The organism is Neolewinella litorea (assembly GCF_004803465.1).
Taxonomy (GTDB): domain Bacteria; phylum Bacteroidota; class Bacteroidia; order Chitinophagales; family Saprospiraceae; genus Neolewinella; species Neolewinella litorea.
In genome coordinates this window covers 1-1,530 of sequence record NZ_SRSF01000031.1, presented here as the reverse complement: position 1 = coordinate 1,530, position 1,530 = coordinate 1, and the positions used below count along the sequence as shown (strand labels likewise).

The following is a 1,530-nucleotide window of genomic DNA, read 5'->3' as shown; positions in this document are numbered from 1 at the left end:
TATCCGGCATATTTTCCGAGTTGTACCAGCAGGGGATAAAGGTGGTGACCAAAATCCGGAAAAACATGAAGAACAAACTAATGCCGATAAATGAAAAGTATGCGCTATTCAAACGTGGAGTAATTGAGTCAGTTTTCGATATCTTGATGACGGTATTTGATATTGAACATACCCGGCATCGGAGTCCGCAGAATGCCCTGGCACATATGTTGAGCGCGGTGGCCGCCTACTCCTTCATGGAGCAAAAACCTGCTGTTTTGCTGCCAAAACTGCTTGGATAGCCCCAACCTCACGTTAATTTAGAATTTGACAACCGTACATCTATGTTTCGATACCTTCTCGTATTAACATGCGTAGCAATCTTTTCTGCAGATATTTTCTCACAAGACGCGCCCAAAGGGGCTAACGTTATCGAAATCCATACCGCCGACAACATCGATGATGCCTTCAAAAAAATGGGCCGATTACTTCTCGATGAAGGCTACACCCTAGAAACGGCAGACAAAAATTTTTATGTCATCACGACCGAAGTGAGAAAAATGAACTACGGTTTTATGAACGCTGGGGAATTAGAGATGAAACTTATTATCGAATTCAACGATGATGAGGATGGAACCACGATGATTTTAAAAGGGATGAAGAGCAGCGAACAACTCCATAGAGCAGCTACGACAGGGGCCGGCGTATCCAGTAATACCTCTTTTGACAAGGATGCTAGTCGAATTTTGAACAAAGGCGGGAAAGGTAGTATTGTGGGGGCCAGTTGGATATTTATGGAAAACCTTGCCAAAGGCTATAAAGGGGGTAAGATCGAATACCTTACCGAAGAAACGCGGTAGACCTGTTCTCGCTCTTGTACCGTTGCCACATTCGGCAACGTCGCCAATCTAACGATATGCCTAGACGCTTAAGAAGTGCAAGCTATACCGGTAATTGAGTGGTTTGGGATAAGTGCACGGAAGTGCCCCCTACGGTCCGAAAATTCAGCGTTAGGAGGCTGCGCAGTTCTTTCTTGTACTGCTTAATGTCCTCCAAAAAGGTCACGCTTGCCGCGCGGAACTCGGCGTGTTTCTCGTAGTAGGTCGAGTTGAGAATTTTCACCCGCATGAAGTGCCAGAGGCGCTCGATCAAGTTGAGGTTAGGCGAATAGGTAGGCAGGTAAACAAACTCAATTCGCTGCCCGGCCGCCCAGGTAGTCAACAGCTCATTACGATTGTAGCGCGCGTTGTCGGTAAGCGTCCGAGCAACCCCGTCTTGTTTAGGGGTATAGTGAGCAAGAGTTTTGCGGGCAAAAGCAATCGTGGATAAAGCAAAGAGAATGCAGGCCCTGGTGGAGCGCCAGGCCAGTTCGGGCCAGTCGATTAAGGATTTCTGCGCCGAGGCGGGGATCAGCTACGCTACCTTTCATTATTGGCGTCGCAAGTCCCGGACTCTCAGGCAGGCGCCTTCGGCCGACGTGGGCTTCATTAGTCTAAAATGTTCGCCGCCGCCCCCAGAGCCAGCAGCGGCGGCCGCCGCTACCCTGGAAGT

Annotated in this window: 4 protein-coding genes; 3 read left to right on the top strand and 1 reads right to left on the bottom strand. The window is 49.0% G+C overall.

Features of this window, described 5'->3' with window-relative positions; genetic code table 11:
* Together E4021_RS17935 and E4021_RS17930 are read left to right on the top strand one after the other, a co-directional pair.
* The coding region (locus E4021_RS17935) for a transposase (protein ID WP_320055143.1) at positions 1-281 on the top strand (281 nt) is incomplete at its 5' end.
* Positions 282-323: 42 nt separating this feature from the next.
* Entirely contained in the window at positions 324-839 is a 516-nt protein-coding gene (locus E4021_RS17930; RefSeq protein ID WP_136460862.1) for a hypothetical protein, read from the top strand.
* An 82-nt stretch (positions 840-921) separates the two neighbouring features.
* Here E4021_RS17930 and E4021_RS17925 read toward each other — a convergent pair whose 3' ends face one another.
* Complete coding sequence (locus tag E4021_RS17925; RefSeq protein WP_246050331.1) at positions 922-1,299, bottom strand: transposase; 378 nt, start codon at positions 1,297-1,299, stop codon at positions 922-924.
* A gap of 19 nt (positions 1,300-1,318) precedes the next feature.
* On the opposite strand from E4021_RS17925, the gene tnpA reads away from it, so the two are divergent.
* Positions 1,319-1,530 (top strand): IS66 family insertion sequence element accessory protein TnpA (gene tnpA / locus E4021_RS18660; protein ID WP_406603364.1); only part of this gene is annotated, 212 nt, incomplete at its 3' end.